The sequence below is a fragment of the Mesorhizobium sp. BR1-1-16 genome (assembly GCF_020165495.1).
Taxonomy (GTDB): domain Bacteria; phylum Pseudomonadota; class Alphaproteobacteria; order Rhizobiales; family Kaistiaceae; genus Kaistia.
This window is the reverse complement of record NZ_JAIUIE010000004.1, coordinates 303,445-324,312: the sequence shown is the minus strand read 5'-3', so window position 1 is coordinate 324,312 and position 20,868 is coordinate 303,445. Positions and strand designations below refer to the sequence as shown.

Below are 20,868 nucleotides of genomic sequence, written 5' to 3'. Positions count from 1 at the left end.
CCCGATCATCGCAGCGCAAGATAGGCGAGCAGCGCCGCCACCACCCAGACTCCGATCGCCAGCCAGCGATTGCCACGCCCCTCAGCACGGCCGATCGCCGCCACGGTCTCGGGCGCGAGCGTAATGCCATCACGCGTTGCCGCGTCAAGCTGGGCGGCCACGCGCGTGCCATGCTCCAGCAGCGCCGGCAGCCGCGTTGCGGCGCGGCCGAATTCGCCAAGCCCGCTCGCCGCCTGCTCGATGCGGCCGAGTGGCCCGAGATTTTGCTCGATCCAGTCGCGGACGACCGGCTCGGAGGCGCTCCACATATCGAAATCGCGGTCGAGCGAACGGGCGACGCCTTCGACGACCACCATGGTCTTCTGCAGCATCAGCAATTCGGGCCGCGTCTGCATGTCGAAGAGTTCCGTTACCTCGAACAGCAGCGTCAGCAGCTTGGCCATCGAGATGTCGCGCGCGGGCTGGCCATGGATCGGCTCGCCGATGGCGCGCAACGCCTGCGCGAAGTCCTCGGCGGCGTGGCGCGGCGGCACATAGCCGGCCTCGATATGCACCTCCGCGATGCGGAGATAATCGCGGCGGATGAAGCCGTAGAGAATTTCGGCGAGGAAGCGCCGTTCGGCGAGGCCAAGCCGGCCCATGATGCCGAAATCGACGGCCACGACGTCGCCGCTCGCATCGACGAAGAGATTGCCCTGATGCATGTCGGCATGGAAGAAGCCGTCGCGCATCGCATGGCGCAGGAAGGCCTGCATCAGCCGGCGCGCCACCTCTTTCGGATCGTGACCCGCCGCGGCGATGCCGGCCGGATCCGAAAGCTTGATGCCGTCGATCCATTCGAGCGTCAGCACATCGCGCGCCGTCTGCGCCCAATAGACCTTGGGCACGCGAAAGCCTGGATCGCCGCTGGTCCGCTCCGCCATCTCCGACAGCGCCGCCGCCTCGAGGCGAAGGTCCATCTCCATCGAAACGGAGCGGGCGAGGATATCGACGACCGCGACCGGCTTCAGCCGCTTCATCTGCGGGTCGAACCGCGTGGCGAGTTCGGCGCCAGCATAGAAAGTCGAGAGATCGCGGCGGAAGCGCCCGCGCACCCCCGGCCGCAGCACCTTGACCGCGACGGCCCGGTGGGTGCCATCGGCCTCGATCAGTTCGGCCTTATGGACCTGGGCGATCGACGCTGCGGCGACCGGCGGCGAGAAGGCTGCGAAGATCGCATCGGTGGGCCGCCCGAGATTGTGCTCGATCGACGTCCGCGCCGCAGCCTCGCCGAATGGCGCGATCTCGTCGCGCAATTTGCCAAGCGCATCAGCGACGTCCTCGCCGACGACATCGGCGCGGGTCGCCATGAACTGGCCGAGCTTGATATAGGAGGGCCCGAGGCGGTTCAGCGCCGCCGAGATGCGGGCGCCGCGATCCTCCCTGCGGGCGCGGCGGCGCTCCAGCAGTCGGCCTAGCCGCACACCGAGCGCTGCGCCGGGCGGAAGGTCGTCGATTTCGACAATGCTGAACGCGCCCTCGCGGGCGAGGACGAAGCCCGCCTGCGCGAGGCGGAAGAGCTGGACAGGGCCGATTGTCATTCCCGTCGCGGCCTTAGGTCTTCCAGGCGGAATGGATCGCCGCTATGCCGCCGGTCAGATTGCGATAGCTGACGCGCGAGAAGCCGGCCCGGCGGATCATATCGGCGAACCGTTCCTGATGCGGGAAGCGGCGGATCGATTCGACGAGATACTGATAGCTCTCGGCATCGCCCGCGACGAGCTTGCCCATGCCGGGGATGAGATTGAAGGAATAGACGTCATAGATCTTGTCGAGCACGGGCACGTCGACGGCGGAAAATTCGAGGCACAGGAACCTCCCGCCAGGCTTCAGCACTCGGTAGGCCTCGGCCAGCGCCTTTTCGATCCGTGGCACGTTACGAATGCCGAACGCGATCGTATAGGCGTCGAACCGGCCGCTCTCGAACGGCAATTCCTCGGCATTGCCGAGCGTGAAGTCGACATTGTCCGCGAGGTGGCGCTTCTCGGCGCGCTCGCGCCCGACATCGAGCATCGAGGCGTTGATATCGGCGACCGTCACATGGGCCGACCCGCCCGAGCGGCCGACAATGCGGAACGCGATATCGCCGGTGCCGCCGGCAACGTCGACCACCTCGAAAGGCCGTCCACGCGGTGGCGCCAGCCAGGACACGGCGGCATCCTTCCAGATGCGATGCATGCCGGCCGACATGACGTCGTTCATCAGGTCGTAGCGGGCGGCGACCTTGTGGAACACCGCGTCGACCATGCCCTGCTTCGCTTCGACCGCGACGTCGCGAAAGCCAAACGAGGCCTGACGCTCGGCGCGCTCGGCGACAGTTTCTCCCGCGCTCTCGCTTCGGGCAGCCGATCCTGATGGGGTAGCCATTCCTGTCTGGGTAGCCATGGCACGCGGCTCCTTATATGACGCTTGAGGGTCCTTGATAACCGAAGCGCTTCCACCGCGCCACGGTGGCGGGTGCCCAAGTCAGGACGAGCGACACCATGCCCGAGCTTCCCGAAGTCGAAACCGTCCGCCTCGGCCTGCAGCCGGTGTTCGAAGGCGCCCGCATCGAGGCCGTCGAATTGCGACGGCCCGATCTTCGCTTCCGCTTTCCCGAGCGTTTCGCCGAGCGGATTGCGGGCCGGACGGTGCAAAGCCTCGGACGGCGCGCGAAATATCTCCTCGCCGATCTCGACGACCGCACGCGGCTCATCATGCATCTGGGCATGTCCGGCTCGTTCCGCATCGAGGAGGGCGGCGCAAGCACGACGCCCGGCATCTTCTACCATCCACGCGACAAGCAGGCGGCGCACGACCATGTCGTGTTCCATCTCTCGAACGGCCATGCCGTCATCTACAATGATCCGCGCCGTTTCGGCTTCATGGACCTCGCCGATGGGCCCGGCGATGCCGCCTCGCCGCATCTGGCCGCGCTGGGGCTGGAGCCGGTCGGCAATGCCTTCGACGGCCCGGCGCTCGCACCGCTGCTGCGCGACCGCCGCACGCCTCTGAAAGCGGCGCTGCTCGACCAGCGGCTCATCGCTGGGCTCGGCAATATCTATGTGGCGGAAGCGCTGCACCGGTCGGGCCTGTCGCCGCTGCGCCCGGCGGGGACCGTGACGGAAGTCGAGGCCGACCGCCTGGCGGAGGCGATCCGGACCGTACTCGGCGAGGCGATCGCAGCCGGCGGCTCGTCGCTGCGCGATCATCGCCAGGCAAATGGCGAACTCGGCTATTTCCAGCATGCCTTCCGCGTCTATGACCGCGAGGGCGAAGCCTGTCCGACGCCCGGCTGCGATGGCATGATCCTGCGCACCGTCCAATCCGGCCGCTCCACCTTCCATTGCCTCGTCTGCCAGCGTTGAGCTTGCCGGGGCCGCCGGTGTCCGTTACCCCTTCTGCATCCGATCAGGGAGGCTGCGCTTGAGTTTCGAGACCGTCATCGTCGAGCGACAGGGCGCCGTCGGCATCATTCGCCTCAACCGGCCGAAGGCCTTGAACGCGCTGTCGAAGCACCTCGTCGCCGAACTGAACCAGGCGCTCGACGACTTCGAGGCGGATGCCGCAATCGGCGCGGTCGTGCTGACCGGATCGGACAGGGCCTTCGCCGCGGGTGCCGATATCCTGGAGATGCAGCCGCTTTCCTATGTCGATCTGCTCGAGAATGATTTCGTCGCCGCCTGGGAGCGCCTTGCGCGCATGACAAAGCCCGTCGTCGCGGCTGTCGCAGGCTTCGCGCTTGGTGGCGGCTGCGAACTGGCGCTGATGTGCGACATCGTCCTTGCCGCCGATACGGCGAAGTTCGGCCAGCCGGAGATCACGCTCGGCCTGATGCCGGGTGCCGGCGGCACGCAGCGTCTCGCCAGGGCGGTGGGCAAGGCCAAGACCATGGACATGGTGCTGACGGGTCGGATGATTGATGCCGCAGAGGCCGAGAGGATCGGCATCGTCTCGCGCGTCGTGCCATCCGCCGAACTGATGGAGACGGCGCTGGCGGTCGCGGAACGCATCGCCGGGCTGTCGCAGCCCTCGGTCCGGCTTGCGAAGGAGGCCGTGAACCGCGCCTTCGAGGGTGGGCTTGCCGATGGAATCCGCACGGAACGGCGGCTGTTCCACTCGCTATTCGCGACCGAGGATGCGCGCGAGGGCATGGCCGCGTTCACCGAGAAGCGCCCGCCGCAATTTCGCAATCGCTGAATCGGCCTGCGGCGATTGACGGCGTCTTCCAGCGCGACTATAAGGCGCCCTCGAACCGAGGCGGGGTCAAGACCGCCGTTCCGTGCTGCCGTGGCGAGACGCCGCCGGCGCGGAAACCCCGAACACGTTGATGGACCAGGAAGGCCCTGAATGGCCAATACGCCCTCTGCCAAGAAGGCCGCGCGCAAGATCGCTCGCCGCGCCTCTGTGAACCGTAACCGCCGCAGCCGCATGCGCACCGAGGTCCGCAAGGTCGAGGAAGCGATTGCCTCCGGCAATGCGGCGACCGCTGCCGAGGCGCTCAAGAAGGCGCAGCCGGAACTGATGCGCGCCGCCCAGAAGGGCGTGCTGCACAAGAACACGGCGTCGCGTAAGGTCAGCCGTCTGGCGGCCCGCGTGAAGGCCCTGTCTGCCTGAATCAATCCTTTCTGGGGATGATGCAAGAGCCCGGCTTTGGCCGGGCTTTTTGTTATGCGGGTAAGTGGCTGTTCCCGCTGCAAAATGCATTTGCGACCGGAATCGACGTCGTTTCAGACATGCCGGCTTCTCATGAAAATGGCTTCTATATCAATGGCTTGACCATTGGTCTTCTGGCGCGGGGAGATTCCCTGCGAGTCAAGGGGAGAGCGGCTAAAATTTTTCGCCCGCTATGCATCGAATGGCCTTTGGCCGTGCCTGCCAACCGAATCCGTTGACTCGCAATGGCTTACCGAACGAGTCATCGCCCGGCCCGGTCGCAATGGGGCGTCGGGGCCTGCCAGCGGCGTCGCTTCGGCCGTTTCAGCCGTTGCGGCCCTACCCCTCCCTGTGTATTTTCCCCTCATGGAGACGGCGGCCCAAGTTCTCGCCGCAGACGCCCTCAGGGCTCTCATGTGTCTCGCAGCAGCGTTGTTGCTTCCGTAGAATTAGAAGAGCGTGTGTGTTTGAGAATAGAGAAGTTGTGTCTGATTAATCTGTAGCTTGTCTTCATATTTGATTGCCTTCCTTTTGGAAGGGTCCTGTGTCCTGCACCATCATCGACGATCGATAGTGCTGCTGCCGTGAGGCGGCCGCATGAGGGGTAATTTATGTCTCAATCGCCTGCCGGAACCTTTGCCGGGGATGTCTCTGCTGCCGAAGCCTGGGATGGTCTCGCCAGCGAGCCGCAGTCGATGCTGATCGACGTCAGGACCAAGGCGGAGTGGGGCTATGTCGGCATCGTCGACCTCTCGGCCCTCGGCAAGGAGACGCTGCTGGTCGAATGGCAGAGCTTTCCGGCGATGGCGGTGAATGCCGATTTCGCCGAGGTGCTCGCTGGCGAGCTCGATCGGCGCGGCGTGGGCCGCGAGACCGCGCTCTATTTTCTCTGCCGCTCCGGCGTGCGCAGCCTTGCGGCGGCACGGGCGATGGCGGCGGAAGGTTTCGACCGTTGCTTCAATATCGCGGGCGGGTTCGAGGGGCCGCTCGATGAGGGGCGGCACCGGGGTTCAGTTGACGGCTGGAAGGCCGCCGGGCTGCCCTGGGTTCAATCTTGATGACACTTTCGATGAACAGAGGGGCTGTGATGCGCGATGACAGGACGGGAGACTTCGGCTCCGGGACGGCGGCGCTCAAGGCGATCGCCGATGCGGAGGGCATTGTTGTGAGTGGTTCTGCCACTACCGGCCCAGCCGATGCAGCCCTGTGGGACCGCGTCAAGCGCCGCCTGCGCAGCGAACTCGGCGAGGACGTTTTCCAGAGCTGGTTCGCGCGCGTCGAATTCGCCGAGGCCGACGGCCTTTCCGTGAATTTGACGGTCCCGACCCGTTTCCTGAAATCCTGGATTCAGGCGCATTATATCGAGAAGCTGCTCGGTCTCTGGCAGGCCGAGATCGAGAGCATCCGCCGCATCGAGCTCGTGGTGCGGGGCACGATCCGTGCCCGTCCGCTGGCCCGTGTCGAGCCGGTCGTCGCCGTTTCCGAGCCGGCCGCGTCTCAGCCGACCCTCCTTCCCGCCGCGCCGGTGATCATCGCCGCGCCGCAGCGCGCGGACAGCGAAGGCCCTGGCTCGCCGGTCGATCCGCGCTTCAGCTTCGAGACCTTCTGCGAAGGGTCGGCGAACCGTGTCGCCTATGCCGCGGCGCGCGCCATCGCCGAAACGCCGTCGGGACGCCCGACCGCCTATAACCCGCTTTATCTCCATGCCGGCGTCGGCCGCGGCAAGACGCATCTCCTGCATGCGATCGCCCAGGCTGCCCGCGCCGCCGATCCCGCGCGCAAGGTCGTCTATCTGACGGCAGAGCATTTCATGTTCCGCTTCGTCGCCTCGCTCAAGAACCAGTCGGCCATCGCCTTCAAGGAGAGCCTGCGCGAGATTGATCTTCTGCTGATCGACGACCTGCAGTTCCTGCAGGGCAAATCGGTGCAGCAGGAATTCTGCCACATGCTGAACGCGCTGATCGATGGCGCCAGGCAGGTGGTGGTCGCCGCCGACCGGCCGGCAGCGGATCTCGAAACGCTCGACGAGCGCGTGCGCTCGCGCCTGCGCGGCGGTGTTGCCTTCGAGATCGATGCGCCGGATCTCGATCTTCGCCGCCAGATCCTGAAGAGCCGCTACCGGCTCGCGCAAGGCCAGAATACCGGCGTCGCGATCCCTGACACTGTCATCGAATATGTCGCCCAGTCGGTGGTCTCCAACGGCCGCGATCTCGAAGGGGCGCTGAACCGCCTCGTCGCGCAGTGGCAGTTCACCAACCAGCCGGTGACCATGGCCTCGGCCGAGATCACGCTGCGTGATCTCGTCGGCGCGCGCGAGCCCCGCCGCGTCAAGATCGAGGACATCCAGAAGGTCGTCGCCGTTCATTTCAACGTGTCGAAGGCCGATCTCCTGTCGAGCCGACGCACGCGGACAATCGTCAGGCCGCGCCAGATCGCGATGTATCTCTCGAAGACGCTGACGCCGCGCTCATTGCCCGAGATCGGCCGCCGCTTCGGCGGTCGTGACCACACGACGGTGCTGCATGCGGTGCGCAAGGTCGAGGAACTGATGCGCGATGACCGCAACCTCGCCGAAGAGGTCGAGCTCCTGCGGCGGATGATCGACGAATAGCGCGCAGCGCTCACCGCAAAGCGCGTTTCTCCTCCGCGGCGGGTTTTCCCTGCCGCGCTTGGTGTCGGCGCTCTTGCCTTCCGCGGCGGAAACCGCCACCTTCCTTCGTCCGTGGAGGCGGCAGCGCTCGCCTCAATCGACCCCGCGCCGCGCGCGGCTCACTGCCAGGGTTCCCGCGTTTCCATGAGAGCGATCCTCGAGCGTTCCAGTCTCCTCAAGTCCCTCAACCACGTTCATCGCGTCGTCGAGCGGCGGAACACGATCCCGATCCTCTCGAATGTCCTGATCCGGGCGAGCGGGTCCGAGCTGACGCTGAAGGCGACGGATCTCGATCTCGAGATCCTCGAGACGGTGCCGGCGGAGGTTGGCCGCGCTGGTGCGACGACCGTCCCTGCGCATATGCTCTACGACATCGTCCGCAAGCTGCCCGACGGCGCTGAAGTAGCGCTTGAGACGGCGCCCGACGGACAGACGGTTCTGGTGCGCTCGGGCCGGTCGAGCTTCTCGCTGCAGATGCTGCCCGAGACCGATTTTCCCGATTTGACCACCGGCCAGTTCCCGGTGCGGTTCGAATTGCCGGCGACAGCCTTCAAGACGCTGATCGACCGGACCCAGTTCGCGATCTCCACCGAGGAGACGCGCTATTACCTGAACGGCATCTACCTGCACACGCCGACTGTCGAAGGCCGCACGCTGCTGCGCGCGGTCGCGACCGATGGCCACCGCCTTGCCCGCGCCCAGACCAGCGTGCCGGAAGGCGCCGATGGCATGCCGGGCATTATCATTCCGCGCAAGACGGTCGGCGAGATCCAGAAGCTGCTCGACACCCCCGATCCGGCGGCGCTGGCAGCGATCGAGATTTCCGACACCAAGATTCGCGTCACCTTCGGACCTGTCGTGCTGACGTCGAAGCTGATTGACGGCACCTTCCCGGATTACGCCCGCGTCATTCCGCAAGGCAATGACAAGGCATTGAAGGTCGACCGCGCCACCTTCTCCGACGCCGTCGATCGCGTCTCGACCATTGCCAGCGAGCGCGGACGCGCGGTCAAGCTCTCGCTCGGCGATGACGGTCGCCTGTCGCTCACCGTCAACAATCCCGATTCCGGCTCGGCGACCGAAGAGCTCGATGTCGATTACAGCGCATCGCCGCTCGATATCGGCTTCAACTCGCGCTATTTGCTCGACATCGCCGGGCAGTTGAAGACCGCGACGGCGCTGTTCCGCTTCGCCGATCCGGGCTCTCCGACCCTGATCCAGGACGAGGGCGACGATGACGCGCTCTATGTCCTGATGCCGATGCGCGTGTGAGCGTCGGCGAACCGTCCGCCGCGCCGCGCGTCGCGCGGATCATCCTCTCTGATTTCCGCTCCTATCCGAGCCTCGACCTGCCGGTCGCCGGCCGGCTCGTTGCGCTTACCGGAGAGAATGGCGCCGGCAAGACCAATCTGATCGAGGCGCTGTCGCTGTTCACCGCCGGCCGCGGGCTTCGCCGGGCCGATCTCGCCGAGATGGCACGGGCCGGCGGCGACGGCGGTTTTGCAGTGTCGATCGCGCTGGATGGCCCTTCCGGTGATGTCAGGCTCGGCACGGGCATCGAACGCCTTCCGGACGGAGCGCTTTCGCCGCGCCGCTGCCGGATCGATGGCGCTCCTGTCGGCTCGCCAGCGGCCTTCGCCGAGCATATCCGCGTCGTCTGGCTGACGCCGGCGCTCGATGCCATCTTCACCGGGGCTGCCGGTGATCGCCGGCGCTTCCTTGATCGTCTCGTCCTCGCCATCGATGCCCGACACGGCAGCCGGGTCTCTGCCTATGAGCGCGCGCTCCGCGGCCGCAACCGCTTGCTTGAGGAGCCGCAACCCGATCGAGCCTGGCTGGACGGGATCGAAACGGAGATCGCAACGCTTGGCGTCGAAATCGCCCGTGTGCGCAGCGGCGCGGTCGAAAGGTTGGCTGTGCTCGCGGCTGGGACCCGCGATGACGATGCGCCGTTTCCCTGGGCAGACCTTACCATCGAGGGCACCGTCGAGGCGATGCTGGCGGACGGCGAGGCGGCAGCGACGGAGCGCTTCCGCGGAGCGCTCCGCGACGCCCGGCCGCGCGATGCGGCGGCGGGCCGGGCACTCATCGGCCCGCATACCAGCGATTTGAAGGTCCGCCACGGACCCAAGGATGTGGCGGCCGAGCGCGCCTCGACGGGTGAGCAGAAGGCGCTGCTGGTCGGGATCGTGCTTGCTCATGCCCGCCTCGTCGCGGCCGCGAGCGGTCTCGCCCCGCTGGTGCTGCTCGACGAGGTCGCCGCCCATCTCGACCGTCGCCGCCGCGCCGCGCTGTTCGACGCATTGGACGCCTTGGGGAGCCAGGTCTTCATGACAGGCGCCGACCCGGCGCTCTTCGGCGAGCTGCCATCATCCGCCGAGATTTTCATGGTCGGCGCTGGTAGGATCGAGCCGTTCGCGCGGGAGGAACCTGCATCATGACCGGATTGTCGCCGTCGGGCCTTCTGATCTTTGCCCTTGCGCTTGCCGTCGCCGCCTTTGCGCCGGGTCCCGGCATTGCCGCGATCGTCGGGCGGGTGCTTGGACGGGGGCGGGACGGGGCGGTCGCCTTCGTTTCCGGCATGGCGGTCGGCGATGTCGTCTGGCTGTCGCTCGCGGTGCTCGGCCTCGCTGTCCTCGCCGAGACGTTCCGCGAGGTGTTCATGCTGGTCAAATATGCCGGCGCGGCCTACCTCCTCTATCTCGCCGTGAGGATGTGGACCGCCCCCGCCGAGGCGCGCCAGATCGCGCCGGCCCGGGGACGCGAGAGCCACGCGCGTCTCTTTCTCGCCGGCCTTGCCGTGACGATGGGCAATCCGAAGACCATGATCTTCTATCTCGCGCTGCTGCCTAGCCTTGTCGATCTTGCGCGGATCGACGTGCTGGCCTTTGTCGAGTTGACGCTCGTGACGCTGGCGGTGCTGGCCGTGGTGTTCGGCTTCTATATCGTGCTCGCGCTTCGGGCCCGCAGCCTCATCACCAGCCCGCGCGCGGTGAAACTCGTTCAGCGTACAAGCGGCGCGGTCATGGCCGGCGCCGCCGTTGCCATCGCGGCGCGCTGACGCTGCACGTGAAAGGCGTGAATTGCGAGGGGTGAGACGTTAGCATCCCGGTAACGAATCACTCCGCCCCCAAAGTCTTTTCGCCCAGGATCTCCATGACGCTTTCGCGCGCCCGTGCCGCGCTCAATACCATTTTCGGCTATCACGATTTCCGCCCCGGCCAGGAAGAGGTCATCGGCGCCGTGCTGGCCGGCGAAGACGTGCTCGCCGTCATGCCCACCGGCTCCGGCAAGTCGATGTGCTACCAGCTTCCGGCCGTCGTCGATGGCGGGCTGACGGTGGTCGTCTCGCCGCTGATCGCGCTGATGCGCGACCAGGTGCAACAGATGGCCCATGTCGGCGTGGCCGCGGCGACACTGAATTCCAGCAATGGCGATGAGGCCAACCGCGAGGCGCTCGCCCGCGTCCGCGCCGGCGACTTGTCGCTCCTCTTCGTCTCGCCGGAGCGGCTCGCTTCCGATGGGCTGGTGTCGCTGCTGGCCGCCTCGAATGTGCGCCGCCTCGCCATCGACGAAGCGCATTGCGTCTCGCAATGGGGCCATGACTTCCGCCCCGAATATCGCCAGCTTGCCACGGTCCGCACGGCGCTCGGCAATGCCCAGGTCGTGGCTCTGACGGCGACGGCCGACGCGGCAACGCGCGGCGACATCGCCAGCCAGTTGTTTCAAAAGCCGCCGCGCATCGTCGTTCACTCCTTCGACCGCCCGAACATCCATCTCCGCTTCGAGGCCAAGGACCGGCCGCGAAGCCAGATCGCCGACTTCCTGAAACGCCATGAGCGGGCGAGCGGCATCATCTATGCCTCCTCGCGCGACCGCACCGAGAAGCTCGCCGAATGGCTGAACGGCTCCGGCCGCCGCGCCGTCGCCTATCACGCCGGCATGGACGCGGCGCTCCGGGCGAAGAACCAGGACATCTTCCTGCAGGAGGATAATGTCGTCGTCGCCGCGACGATCGCCTTCGGCATGGGCATCAACAAGCCGGATGTCCGCTTCGTCATCCATGCCGACCTTCCGGGCGGCGTCGAATCCTATTATCAGGAGATCGGCCGCGCCGGCCGTGACGGGCTGCCGGCCGATACGCTGACGCTCTACTGCATCGAGGACATGGCCTTTCGCCGCCGCCAGATCGACGACAAGGCGGTATCCGAAGCGCAGCGGCGCCTGGAGCATCGCCGCCTTTCCGCGATGATCGATCTCGCCGAAAGCGCCACCTGCCGCCGACAGTCCCTGCTCGGATATTTCGGCGAGGAGAGCGGCCCCTGTGGCGCCTGCGATCTTTGCCAGGGCGGAGCGGCGCTCGCCGACGCGACGCGGGAGGCACAGATGGTGCTTTCGGCCGTGGCGCGGACCGGCCAGCGTTATGGTGCCGGACATCTGATCGACGTGCTGCGGGGCGAGGCCACCGAGGCGATCCAGCGGCAGGGCCATGACAAGATCAAGACGTTCGGCGTCGGCACGGCACGCAGTGCCAATGGCTGGCGCACGCTGATCCGCCAGATCTTCGCAGCGGGCGCCCTCACGGAGGCCAGCGAGGAGCATGGCGGCTTCCGCCTGACCGAGAAGGGGGAGGCGATCCTGTTCGGTCGCGAGACGATCGAACTGCGCCTGGTCGAGGACGCGCCGCCGCGCGCCCGCCGCTCATCGGCGCGCGAGAGCCGGGCCGATGGTCTCGAAGGCGAGGCGGCCAATCTCTTCGAGGCGCTCCGCGCGCTGCGCCGCGAGATCGCCCGTGACGAGGGCGTCGCCGCCTATATGGTCTTTCCGGATCGGACGCTTATCGAGATGGCGGAGCTCCGCCCGTCGACGCGGGAGGAGATGCGGGCCGTGCAGGGCGTGGGCGAGAAGAAGCTGTCGCTCTACGGCGATGCGTTCCTCGAGGCGATCAGCGAGGCCTCGTGAGATGCGGACGTTCCTGCGCATCATCCTCGTTATCCCGCTCGGACTGATGGCGGCGATCCTCGTCGCGGTCGCGGTCTATCTCCTGGCATTCGGTTTCAACGCCGACGACTTCCAGTTCGCGCCGGATGGCATGCCGCCGGGCGCGCTGGCGCCGGCCTTCGTGCTTACCGGCATCCTCGCTCAGGGCGCGCTGGTCCCGTTTCTGGTCGCGATCGCGGCCGCCGAGATCTTCGCCATCCGTTCGCTGATCGCCTGGGTGCTGTTCGGCGGCGCGCTCGGCTTCGCGCTGCAGCTCGTCGGCCTGCCGGGCAATACGGAGTTCCTGCCGCGGGTCGCAGCGGGCTTCTCCGCCGGCTTCGTCTATTGGGTGGTCGCCGGCCGCGGCGCCGGCCTGCGTGAGCGCGCTATTTTCCGTGCGCCAGAATGAGCCGCACGGCGAAGGCGCCCATCACGCCGGCGAACAGCCAGTCGACGGCCCGCGTCGCTTTGGGCGAGCGCTTCAGGAATGTCGCGATCGAGCCCGCGAACCAGATCAGGGCGAGGCTGATCGGCGTCGCGACCACCACGAACAGGATGCCGAGAAACATCAGTTTGCCCGCGGCATGCGGATCGCCGGGAGAGACGAATTGCGGCAGGAAGGTCACGAAGAACACGATGATCTTCGGATTGAGCAGATTGATCGCGAGACCCTTGAGATAGACCTTGCCGATCGGATCGGACGAGCCCTTTCCTCCGACCGAAAGTGCCGAACCGTGGCGGATGGCCTGAACCGCGAGATAGACGAGATAGAGCGAGCCGACCACTTTCAGGATCGTGAAGGCGGTGACGGAAGCGGCGAGCAGGGCCGAGAGGCCGACTGCTACCAGCACGGTATGGATGACCAGCCCGGTCGACGCGCCGAGAAACGCCGCGCAGCCGGCCAGCCGCGACTGGCCGATCGCCTTGCCGAGAAAGAGCGTCATGTCCGGCCCCGGCGTCAGCGTCAGCGCGACGACCGCGACCAGATAGGCGATGAGAACCGAGGTCTGGGGAACGAATTGCAGCATGGCCGGCCTTCTCCGAAGCCACTGAGCTATAGCACGGCGGCGAGCGGTTGCCGCAATGGCGGTGGCGTGCTGGAGCCGTTCGGATATCATCGGTTCCGCAAGGCATTTCGGGGCCGATGATCTCAACCACTCCTGCCACGATGTTCGGTGCCGCGCCGCGAGTCCTCCAGTGGATCATCGTGCTCGCAGTTTCCCTCGTTCTCGGGGGCGGGCTGTTCGTTGTCGGGCTTCCCGCTGCCCTGCTGCTCGGCCCGATGATCGCGGCCATCGCCGCCGGGCTGAGCGGAGCGACGATCCGCGTCTCCAACCCGCTGTCGCTGGCGGCGCAGGCCATCGTCTCGATGTTGATCGCCTCGGCGATGACGCCGGAGATCGTGGTCGCGTTCCTGGCCGATTGGCCACTGTTCGTGGCGGTGGTGCTGGCGACCATCCTCGCCTCCAGTGCGCTCGGCTGGTTCATGGGCCACCGCCGGATCGTGCCCGGGACAACAGCCGTATGGGGCTCTTCGCCGGGCGGCGCCTCCGCCATGGTGCTGATGGCCGAAGCCGCCGGCGCCGATGCGCGCCTCGTCGCGCTGATGCAATATATGCGCGTCGTCATGGTGGCAGCCGGAGCGGCGATCGTCGCGCGGTTTGCGCTCGACATCGGCGATCTCCACCCGCCGCCGATCATCTGGTTTCCGCCGCTGGAGCCCGGGCCCTTCGCGGCGACGATCGCTGTGGCCGTGATCGGGACCATCGTTGGCCGGTGGCTGCCGATTTCGGCCGGCGCGATGATCGTCCCGATGATCGCCGGTGCCACGCTGCAGGGGCTGGGCCTCATCCAGATCGCATTGCCGGAATGGCTGCTCTCGCTGGCCTATGCGCTGATCGGCTGGCGCATCGGCCTCGGCTTCACGCGGGCGGTCGTGCGTCACGCGGCACGGGTGATGCCGATGATCGCGCTCTCGATCCTTGCCCTGATGACCTTCAGCGCCTTGCTGGCCGGGCTGCTCGTCCTGTTGCTGGGCATCGACCCGCTCACGGCCTATCTCGCCACGAGCCCCGGCGGCATGGATTCGATCGCCGTCATCGCCGCCTCGACCCCCGTCGATCTTTCCTTCGTCATGGCGCTGCAGGCGGTCCGCTTCTTCATCATCGTGTTGACCGGGCCCTCGATCGCCCATTTCGTCGCCCGCCGCATGCATCCCCATCCGCCTGCGGCCCCGTAGAAGAGGGCGCCAGCGATCGGCCATCGAGATGCCGGCCGGCAATCGTGCACAATGCAAGAAAATGCACGGTCGCGGCCGCCGCGCGCGGTGTCGCGCCGCTTCAAACTGCACTAGCCTTGGGCATCGCGGAAACGGCGCACCGACAAGCCGTCGCATCGACAAAGGAGGAGACGGACATGCAGGGCTTTGGAATCCACACCAGTCTTTGGTCACATAGCTGGACGCGCGAGGCAGCCGAGCTTGCCATTCCCGAAGCGGCGGAACGCGGCCTTGCCTTTGTCGAGATCGCGCTGCTGGAGCCCGGCAAGGTCGATACCGCCCATACGCGCGCTTTGCTCCAGAAGCACGAGATCGAGGCCGTCTGCTCGCTCGGCCTGCCGGACGATGCTCGCCCGACCAGCAATCCCGACAAGGCCTATGAGTTTCTCAAGCTGGCACTCGACAAGACCGCGGAAATCGGCGCCAAGGCGTTGTCGGGCGTCATCTATGGCTCGATCGGCGAGCGCACCGGCAAGCCGCCGACGGAAGCGGAATATGACGTCGTCGCCCGTGTGATGCAGAAGGTCGCTGCCCATGCGCGGACGCTCGGACTGGAGCTCGGCATCGAGGCGGTCAATCGCTACGAAAACCACATGATCAACACGACCGAACAGGCGCTCGGGCTGATCGAGCAGATCGGCGCGCCCAACGTCTTCCTGCATCTCGACACCTATCACATGAATATCGAGGCGAAGGGCCAGGCCAACGCCATCCTCGCCGGCGGCGAGCACCTGAAGTATATCCACCTGTCAGAGAGCGACCGCGGCGTGCCCGGCACCGGCACGATCGCCTGGGACGAGGTCTTTGCCGGGCTTGCCGGCATCGGCTTCAAGGGCGGAATGGCGATGGAAAGCTTCGTCCATATGCCGCCTCAGCTTGCCGCGGCCCTTTCAGTCTGGCGTCCGGTGGCCGACAGCCGCGAGCAGCTCCTGGCCGAGGGCCTGCCCTTCCTGCGCAACAAGGCCCGCCAGTACAAGCTGATCTAGAGGCGAGGCCGAGGTGGGCGGGAACGCGTCGCATCGACGGCGCGCGTTCGTCTTTCGCCATTGAAGCGCCGCCCGCCTTCGTCTAAGAGAGGCGTCGGCTCAGCACCCGTAGCTCAGCTGGATAGAGCGCTGCCCTCCGAAGGCTCGTGTCAATCCCGCTGATGCGAAAAGTGAGACGAAAAGCAGTACTGTAATCAGAGGCTTGTGGGTTTTGCCCTTTGGGACTTAACACTCGCAGGAATTCCGCGTAAGCACTGCGTAAGCAGAAGGCACCCGTAGCTCAGCTGGATAGAGCGCTACCCTCCGAAGGTAGAGGCCCCGCGTTCGAATCGCGGCGGGTGCACCACTTTTCTGTGCTGCGATGCTTCGGTTGGATTAACCGCAGGTCCGCCGGTATGCCGAAGCCCTTGAGCGTCGAGGCGCTTCTCTTCGAGACTGCACGCTGCTTGACGGTTTTCTATGCGGTTGCCCAGGCGGCCGGGGCCAAACAACCCACCTCGAAGCACACCTACTGTCCGGGCCGACGGCGCAATCTCTAGCGCGTGGGGCTTCGACATATCGGAACAAATGGTAACCTCCATCGTTCGGTTGCCAACCTAGCCAAACGGACTCCCGCGAAAATTGCTACGGCGCTAACCGCCACGAGACGGTGACCATCTTCACGAAATAGGTGCAAGCCGAGAGCGACCCGGTGCGCGCGGTAGCGGAAGCAGTGAACCGGCGGCGGGCGGGCCTTACTTGGCGGTCGGTCGGCGAGCCTGCCTCCGGTGGTGCCCGAGCGCGAGGTTGTCGAGGCGGGGCTGGCCCCCAGCGGCAGGCCTCTCGGTCCCGACGATGATCATTATAGCTCCCTGACCAAGCTCAGAAGCCATCGGGCGTCCCGTCATCGTTCCGGCGAAAATCGCTCGGCGCGGCCTAGCGTCGGGCGCCAATCTCTGCAAGCTGCAGAGTGTGCAGGCGCAAAAGCAGAACTACGAGCAGATCCTGCGGATTATCAATGATGTCCTGCAGGGAACGACGGAGGGCATCGGATTCGTTCTCGGCGGCACGCCTGAGTTTCTCATGGATACGCGCCGCGGCCTCTATTCCTATGAGGCCTTGCAGTCACGGCTGGCCGCGAACAGCTTCGCCGCAAACGGGCTTGCCGACTATACCGGACCGGTCCTCAACCTGCCCAGCCTGACGGCTGAAGACCTTTTCCATCTTCTCGAGCGCTTGCGCGATGTCTTCGCTGCCGGCAAGGCCGAGGACTGTGCCGGACGAGGCGTTGCACGCCTTCATGGAGCATTGCGCCCAGCGGATCGGCGAGGCCTACTTCCGGACGCCGCGCAATACGGTGAAGGCGTTTGTCGATCTTCTCGCGATCATCCAGCAAAATCCGGGCGTGGATTGGCGGGGCCTGCTCGGATCGGTCGAGGTGATGGAAGATCGCGGCGCCAGCGCGGACCATGAGATCATTGCCGCCGCCGACGATCCGGATGATGAGCTTGTCACTCTCCGCCTTTGATCGGCTGGCCGAGCCGGTCAGACGGTGGATCTGGCAGCAGAAGTGGTCGTCTCTGCGCGATGTGCAGGAAAAGGCGATCCCGGTTGTCCTGGCAGGCGGGGACGTCGTCATTTCGGCCCGTACCGCCGCCGGCAAGACGGAAGCGGCGTTTCTGCCGCTGCTGTCGCGGATCACGACGAGCCGGCGCAGCGCTGACGGGTTCGGGATTCTCTATGTCAGTCCGCTCAAGGCGCTGATCAACGACCAGCATCGGCGGCTCGAGAGCCTCTGCGAGGGCTGCGACGTCGCCCTGCATAAATGGCATGGCGATGTGAACGAGGACGCCAAGGGGCGCGCCCGCAAGCGGCCGTCGGGCATCGTCCTCATTACGCCTGAATCGCTTGAAGCCTTGCTGGTGCGTCGCAGCGGCGAGACGCGGGGCCTATTCGGCCGCCTCGACGCGGTCGTAATCGACGAACTGCATGCGTTCATCGGCACGGAACGCGGCATGCAGCTCCTGTCGATCCTCAGCCGGATCGAAGTCGCCACGGGGCGGGACAGGATCGACCGGATCGGCCTTTCGGCAACCCTCGGCGACATGCGCCTTGCCGCGGAAGCGCTGAGGCCGGGCGCGGGCAACTCCGTCGCGCTGGTCGAGGGAAAGGACGAGGGCAATGGACTGAAGCTGCAGATCCGGGGCTACGCGCTTCCCATCCAGCCGCTGGAGATAGACGGCGAGCCGACGGAGGAGGGCACTGCGCCCGACGACGCATTCGAAGGGAACGACGTTCCAGATGCGCTGGCCGACGATCTTTTCCGATTGCTGCGCGGCCGCAGCAATCTCCTGTTCGCCGGATCCCGCGCCAGGGTCGAAATCTATGCCGATCGCCTCAGGCGGATGAGCGAGGCCAGCAGGCTCCCGAACGAGTTCTATCCCCATCACGGCAATCTTTCCAAGGCGATCCGCGAGGACGTCGAACAGCGGCTGCGCGATGATCCGCGTCCGACCACGGCGGTAGTCACGACGACGCTGGAACCCGGCATCGACATTGGCGATGTCGAGACGGTGGCGCAGATCGGGCCGGCTTTCTCCGTTGCCTCGCTGCGCCAGCGGCTGGGACGGTCGGGCCGCAGGCCCGGCAAGCCCGCTGTGCTGCGCATCTTCGTCACGGAACCCGCCACGACGAAAGGCCAGCATCCAATTGACGGGCTCCATGTCGATCTCGTCCAGTCGATCGCGATGGTCGAGTGCCTCCGCGCAGGCTGGTGCGAGCCGCCCATGTCGGCAGGACTGCATCTCTCGACGCTGATCCATCAGGTGCTGGCGCTCATCCTGCAGACGGGCGGGGTCCGGGCGGCGGTCGCATGGAAGCTGCTCTGCGAAAGGGGCCCCTTTCGCGCCGTCGACAAGCTGCTTTTCGCCGATCTGCTCCGGTCGATGTCGGCCAACCGATTGATCGAGCAGTCTCCGGAGGCACTGCTGATGATCGGCGAGGCCGGCGAAACCCTCACCGAGTCATATGAGTTCTATCCTGTGTTCATGACCGAACAGGAATACCGGCTCCTGCACGAGGGGCGTCTACTCGGGACCTATCCGCTCAGCATGCCCATTGCCCGGGACGGGACGCTGATCTTCGGCGGTCGCCGCTGGCAGGTCATGAACGTCGATGACCATGCGCGCGTCATCGTCGTGCGACCGACACGGTCGGGAAAGCCTCCCTATTTCACAAGCGGCGGAGCTGTCATTCACGATCATATCGTATCGCGGATGCGGGAAATCCTGGCCGGATCCGCAGCATACCCCTATCTGGACGACCAGGCGACGCTGTTTCTCGAGAATGCGCGGTCGGCCTTCAGGCACATGGAGCTTGCGCGGCAATCCATCGTGCCGTTCGACAGCGGCGTCCTGATCTTGCCATGGGTCGGAACGAGGAAGCTCCGTACCCTGATGCTGGCGCTGCAGGTGCGGGACTTCAGGCCACCCAGATGCGCCACGTCGTCGAGGTCGCGGAGTGCAGCGTCGCGGGAATCGTCCACCATCTGCAGGCCGTTGCTGCCGCTCCGGTCGAAGGCGGCGCGCTTGTCCGCCGACTTGCGCAGCCGCAGCTCGCAAAGTTCGATGCGTTCCTTTCCGCCGAGCTGATGAGCCGGGTCACCGAAGTCGAGCGGCTCGACCTTCCCGCGCTGCAGGAGGTGGCTCTGGCTGTGTTTGCGCCAACCGACGCGACGGAGAGCCATCGACTTTGAGGGCAAACGCGACGGCTCTCCGAGGCTCGCTTTGTTCGGACGGCACTGCGATTTGCTGCCTACTGACCTGGTTGCAATAGCTTCGTCGGCCTTAGCCACGCCAAATGAGCTTTCGTGTCAGGCATCCTGCCATCTCGCCCAGAGTGAGAGTGCGGGCAGGATTTCCATGGCGGGGTAAGTGCCGAGAGAGAGGCTTTCGGCGGCCGTCATGGAGATCGATGCCATGAACATGCAGATGCCGAATGCCGGTCACAGCCAGAGCGGTGGTTATAAGGTTGATGTCAGCCGCGGCGAGCGGCTCGGCCGCGTCTCGTCTGAGTGGTTCTCGCGTCCGGCCGACGAACGTTACATCTCGCTCTCCGAACTGGCGCAATCGGTACGCGACCGTGCCGACCGCAGCCGGACTTGCGTGATGGAAAGCGCGCTGATTCATGTAGAGGCGAGCCGCAACGACCCGGAGCGACTGGCCCTGATCCTGCCCGGCACAGATACGGCCATTGCGCCGACCCATTGGAGCTTCGGCCAACTCGCGAGCCTGGTGGGCGCGCCGGCAGCCTATCTGCGCCAGCTTCCCGCGCCGCTCGCCGCGATCAACTTGCAATTTGGCCTGGCTTCCAATCGCGCCGAGCAGATCAAGACGCTGGAAACCGATGACGGCCGCACGGAACTGCGCGCCGTCACCGGTCCAGATTACGGGAGGATATTCGACGCAGAACTGGTGGAAGCCGTGCAGCGCATCGCCGGCAACGGCACGGGCGACACCCGCTGGAAGGTGCCGGGCGTGCTCGACTGGTCGACCGGAGTCTACAATCCGCGCGTCGACATCACCAAGGATACGACCACGCTCTATGCCTCCGATCGCGACGTCTTCCTGTTCCTGGTCGACGACCTGAATCCGATAGAGGCCGGCCGCCTGCCGGACGGTTCGCCCGACCTCTACTTCCGGGGGTTCTATTGCTGGAATTCCGAGGTCGGCGCCAAGACGCTCGGCATGGCCAGCTTCTACCTCCGCGCCGTCTGCCAGAATCGAAATCTCTGGGGCGTGGAGGATTTCGAGGAGATCACCATCCGCCATTCCAAATATGCCGCCAACCGCTTCGCTCATGAGGCGGCGCCAGCGCTGGCGAACTTCGCCAATTCCTCGCCGCTGCCTTTCGTCAACGGCATCAAGGCGGCCCGCGAGCGGATCGTGGCGCGCAGCGACGAGGATCGCACCGACTTCCTGCGCCGGCGCGGCTTCTCCAAGTCCGAGACCGGCAAGATCATCGACACCGTGCTGGCCGAGGAAGGACGGCCGCCCGAAAGCATCTTCGATTTCGTGCAGGGCATCACCGCAGTCGCGCGCGACAAGCCCTATCAGGATGCCCGCCTCGACATGGAGGCCAAGGCGAAGAAGCTGCTCGACCGAGCGGCCTGATTTTCATGAAGCCGGGGATGCGGTTTTCCGTGTCTCCGGCTTTGCGCTTCTATGTCTTTCCGGTTTGCATGTCCGTGGCGCTGCCCCCTTTAGAGGAAGAGGGCGGCGCTTCGCTTCGTGACGGGTTGAGGTCGAGAGAGAGGCTTTCGG

The 20,868-nt window shown here is 65.9% G+C and carries 17 protein-coding genes, 1 tRNA gene and 1 pseudogene; 16 read left to right on the top strand and 3 right to left on the bottom strand.

Annotation, left to right across the window (positions count from 1 at the left end; all coding sequences use genetic code 11):
* Nucleotides 1–5: 5 nt before the first annotated feature.
* Nucleotides 6–1,580 (bottom strand): 2-polyprenylphenol 6-hydroxylase, encoded by a 1,575-nt coding sequence (ubiB, locus tag LB518_RS12240; protein WP_224577785.1) that lies wholly within the window; start codon nt 1,578–1,580, stop codon nt 6–8.
* A 13-nt stretch (nt 1,581–1,593) separates the two neighbouring features.
* Complete coding sequence (ubiE, locus tag LB518_RS12235) at nt 1,594–2,424, bottom strand: bifunctional demethylmenaquinone methyltransferase/2-methoxy-6-polyprenyl-1,4-benzoquinol methylase UbiE (RefSeq protein ID WP_224577784.1); 831 nt, start codon at nt 2,422–2,424, stop codon at nt 1,594–1,596.
* Between the two features lie 98 nt (nt 2,425–2,522).
* Between ubiE and mutM the strand changes: the two genes are divergently transcribed.
* The 10 genes from mutM (at nt 2,523) to LB518_RS12185 (ending at nt 12,713) form a co-directional block, all read left to right on the top strand.
* On the top strand, nt 2,523–3,386 hold the full coding sequence (gene mutM, locus LB518_RS12230) for a bifunctional DNA-formamidopyrimidine glycosylase/DNA-(apurinic or apyrimidinic site) lyase (RefSeq protein WP_224577783.1): 864 nt from the start codon (nt 2,523–2,525) through the stop codon (nt 3,384–3,386).
* A 58-nt stretch (nt 3,387–3,444) separates the two neighbouring features.
* Complete coding sequence (locus tag LB518_RS12225; protein WP_224577782.1) at nt 3,445–4,218, top strand: enoyl-CoA hydratase; 774 nt, start codon at nt 3,445–3,447, stop codon at nt 4,216–4,218.
* Nucleotides 4,219–4,368: 150 nt separating this feature from the next.
* The gene (gene rpsT / locus LB518_RS12220; protein ID WP_073053666.1) at nt 4,369–4,635 is read left to right on the top strand and encodes a 30S ribosomal protein S20; all 267 of its coding nucleotides are present in this window, start codon (nt 4,369–4,371) and stop codon (nt 4,633–4,635) included.
* 650 nt (nt 4,636–5,285) lie between these two features.
* The gene (locus tag LB518_RS12215; RefSeq protein ID WP_224577781.1) at nt 5,286–5,732 is read left to right on the top strand and encodes a rhodanese-like domain-containing protein; all 447 of its coding nucleotides are present in this window, start codon (nt 5,286–5,288) and stop codon (nt 5,730–5,732) included.
* Between the two features lie 29 nt (nt 5,733–5,761).
* Nucleotides 5,762–7,285: a chromosomal replication initiator protein DnaA gene (dnaA, locus tag LB518_RS12210; RefSeq protein ID WP_224577780.1), complete on the top strand. Its 1,524-nt coding sequence runs from the start codon at nt 5,762–5,764 to the stop codon at nt 7,283–7,285.
* 183 nt (nt 7,286–7,468) lie between these two features.
* Complete coding sequence (dnaN, locus tag LB518_RS12205) at nt 7,469–8,596, top strand: DNA polymerase III subunit beta (RefSeq protein WP_224577779.1); 1,128 nt, start codon at nt 7,469–7,471, stop codon at nt 8,594–8,596.
* Nucleotides 8,593–9,765 carry a DNA replication/repair protein RecF gene (recF, locus tag LB518_RS12200; protein WP_224577778.1) on the top strand — a complete coding sequence of 391 codons (1,173 nt, stop codon included), beginning with the start codon at nt 8,593–8,595 and terminating at the stop codon, nt 9,763–9,765. Before dnaN ends, recF begins: the two co-directional genes overlap by 4 nt.
* The gene (locus LB518_RS12195) at nt 9,762–10,385 is read left to right on the top strand and encodes a LysE family translocator (RefSeq protein WP_224577777.1); all 624 of its coding nucleotides are present in this window, start codon (nt 9,762–9,764) and stop codon (nt 10,383–10,385) included. Before recF ends, LB518_RS12195 begins: the two co-directional genes overlap by 4 nt.
* A 95-nt stretch (nt 10,386–10,480) precedes the next feature.
* Nucleotides 10,481–12,286 (top strand): DNA helicase RecQ, encoded by a 1,806-nt coding sequence (recQ, locus tag LB518_RS12190; protein WP_224577776.1) that lies wholly within the window; start codon nt 10,481–10,483, stop codon nt 12,284–12,286.
* Between the two features lies 1 nt (nt 12,287).
* Nucleotides 12,288–12,713, top strand: coding sequence for a hypothetical protein (locus LB518_RS12185; protein ID WP_224577775.1), 426 nt, complete (start codon nt 12,288–12,290; stop codon nt 12,711–12,713).
* On the opposite strand, the gene LB518_RS12180 is transcribed toward LB518_RS12185, so the two are convergent.
* Nucleotides 12,691–13,332, bottom strand: coding sequence for a LysE family translocator (locus LB518_RS12180; protein WP_224577774.1), 642 nt, complete (start codon nt 13,330–13,332; stop codon nt 12,691–12,693). The genes LB518_RS12185 and LB518_RS12180 overlap by 23 nt on opposite strands.
* 116 nt (nt 13,333–13,448) lie before the next feature.
* Between LB518_RS12180 and LB518_RS12175 the strand changes: the two genes are divergently transcribed.
* The 6 genes and pseudogenes from LB518_RS12175 (at nt 13,449) to LB518_RS12150 (ending at nt 20,718) form a co-directional block, all read left to right on the top strand.
* Nucleotides 13,449–14,543 carry an AbrB family transcriptional regulator gene (locus tag LB518_RS12175; protein ID WP_224577773.1) on the top strand — a complete coding sequence of 365 codons (1,095 nt, stop codon included), beginning with the start codon at nt 13,449–13,451 and terminating at the stop codon, nt 14,541–14,543.
* 176 nt (nt 14,544–14,719) lie between these two features.
* On the top strand, nt 14,720–15,568 hold the full coding sequence (locus tag LB518_RS12170) for a sugar phosphate isomerase/epimerase family protein (protein WP_224577772.1): 849 nt from the start codon (nt 14,720–14,722) through the stop codon (nt 15,566–15,568).
* Between the two features lie 269 nt (nt 15,569–15,837).
* Nucleotides 15,838–15,914: transfer RNA gene (locus tag LB518_RS12165), tRNA-Arg, on the top strand.
* Between the two features lie 584 nt (nt 15,915–16,498).
* Nucleotides 16,499–17,075 (top strand): annotated as a pseudogene (locus LB518_RS12160) (BREX system ATP-binding domain-containing protein); the annotation flags it as partial.
* On the top strand, nt 17,050–19,197 hold the full coding sequence (locus LB518_RS12155) for a DEAD/DEAH box helicase (RefSeq protein WP_224577771.1): 2,148 nt from the start codon (nt 17,050–17,052) through the stop codon (nt 19,195–19,197). The pseudogene LB518_RS12160 and the gene LB518_RS12155, both read left to right, overlap by 26 nt.
* A 327-nt stretch (nt 19,198–19,524) precedes the next feature.
* Complete coding sequence (locus LB518_RS12150; protein ID WP_224577770.1) at nt 19,525–20,718, top strand: DUF932 domain-containing protein; 1,194 nt, start codon at nt 19,525–19,527, stop codon at nt 20,716–20,718.
* Nucleotides 20,719–20,868 lie beyond the last annotated feature (150 nt).